This is a genomic window from Parafannyhessea sp. (genome assembly GCF_051876455.1).
Lineage (GTDB): Bacteria > Actinomycetota > Coriobacteriia > Coriobacteriales > Atopobiaceae > Parafannyhessea.
On sequence record NZ_JBJEHW010000179.1, the window covers coordinates 1 to 1951 of the forward strand.

Sequence of the window (1951 nt, forward strand, 5' to 3'; positions counted from 1 at the left end):
TTCCCTCGCAATAAGCAAGGGAACCGCAGACCAAAAAGACGGTCGCGTTCGCAAGCAGGGGAGAAGAACGGTCATCCAGAATGTAGCCCCAACACAAGGAAAGCCCCGCCTCGCTTTGTGCGAGACGGGGCTTCCTGGCGTTTGCGATACCCGCTGCGAGCGACCTCTACTAGACGTAGAAGAGCATGTCGTTGTAGCTCGGGACGGGCCAGTACTCCTTGCTGGTGACGATCTCCATCTTGTCGACCGCGGCGCGCAGCTTGTCCATGAGCGGCAGGACGATGTCGCGGTAGGCGTTGTCCTCCTCGGCGACGTCGTCGAGGTCGCGGGCCCTGACGTTGGCCGCCTCGAGCTCGTCGGCAGCAGCCTTGATTGCCGCGGCGCCCTCGCTCAGGGTCTTGACCGTGGCCTTGTCCGCGGTCGCCTCGACGCCGATCTCCTGGCGCGTCGCGACGCTCGTCGCGAGGTCGCCGGCGTAGGCGCTGATGGCGGGCAGGTACATGGTGCGGGCCATGTTGACCATCGTGTTGGCCTCGATGTTGAGGAGCTTGGCGTACTGCTCGGCCTTGGCGACGTAGCGGGCGCGCGTCTCGGCCTCGGTGAGGACGCCGTACTTCTCGAAGAACTTGATGTTCTCGGGCTTGACGATGCTTGGGATGGCGTCGGGCGTGCTCTTGAGGTTGGGCAGGCCGCGGCGCTCCGCCTCCTTCTCCCACTCCTCGGAGTAGCCGTTGCCGTCGAACAGGATGCGCTCGTGGTCGCGGAAGGTGTGGCGGACGAAGCGCATGGCCGCCGTGGTGAAGTCGTCGTCGGAGTGCTTGGCGATGTAGTCGACAAAGCGCTCGCACTGCTCCGCGACGGCCGTGTTGAGCACGACGTTGGGGTCGGAGAGGTTCTGCTGGCTGCCGCACATGCGGAACTCGAACTTGTTGCCCGTGAAGGCGAACGGGGAGGTGCGGTTGCGGTCCGTGTTGTCGCGCAGGACGTTGGGCAGCGCGGGGACGCCCAGGTCCATGCGGGCGCGGTCGTGGGCCTCGGGCTGCTCCTTCTTGATGAGCGCGTCCACGATCGGGGTGAGGGCGTCGCCCAGGAAGACGGAGATGATCGCGGGAGGCGCCTCGTTGGCGCCGAGGCGGTGGTCGTTACCGGCGGAGGCGACGGACGCCCTCAGCAGGTCCGCGTGCTCGTCGACGGCCGCGACGAGGCAGGCGAGGAACACCAGGAACTGCAGGTTGTCCTGCGGGTCGTCGCCCGGCTCGAGGAGGTTCTCGTCGTCAGCGGAGACGGACCAGTTGTTGTGCTTGCCGGAGCCGTTGACGTACTCGAAGGGCTTCTCGTGCTCGAGGCAGGCAAAGCCGTGGTGGGTCGCGAGGAGCTTGAGCTTCTCCATGGTGAGGAGGTTGTCGTCAATGGCGAGCGAGCCCTTCTCGTAGATCGGGGCGAACTCGTGCTGGCAGGGGGCGACCTCGTTGTGCTTGGTCTTCAGGGGCACGCCGAGCTTCCAGAGCTCGTCGTCGACCTCCTTCATGAACGCGTTGACGGAGGGGCGGATCGTGCCGAAGTAGTGCTCCTCGAGCTCCTGGCCCTTGGCGGGCTCGGCGCCAAACAGGGTGCGGCCGGTGAGGACCAGGTCCGGACGGGCCTTGTAGTCGTCCTCGGTGATGATGAAGTACTCCTGCTCCGGGCCGATCGTGGTGTAGACGCGCTTCGGCTTCTTGCCAAAGAGCTCCAGCACGCGCTTGGCCTGGGTCTCGAGGGCGACCTCGGAGCGCAGCAGCGGCGTCTTCTTGTCCAGCGCCTCGCCGGTGTAGCTGATGAACGCCGTCGGGATGCAGAGGACCTCGTCCTTGATGAAGGCGGGGCTCATAGGGTCCCACACGGTGTAGCCGCGTGCCTCAAATGTAGCGCGCAGACCGCCGGAGGGGAAGCTGGAGGCGTCGGGCTCGCCCTG

General features: G+C 65.9%; 1 protein-coding gene. It reads right to left on the reverse strand.

Features of this window, described 5'->3' with window-relative positions; translation table 11 throughout:
* Nucleotides 1-169: 169 nt before the first annotated feature.
* The coding region (locus ACI38Z_RS07730) for a glutamine synthetase III family protein (RefSeq protein WP_439789612.1) at nt 170-1951 on the reverse strand (1782 nt) is incomplete at its 5' end.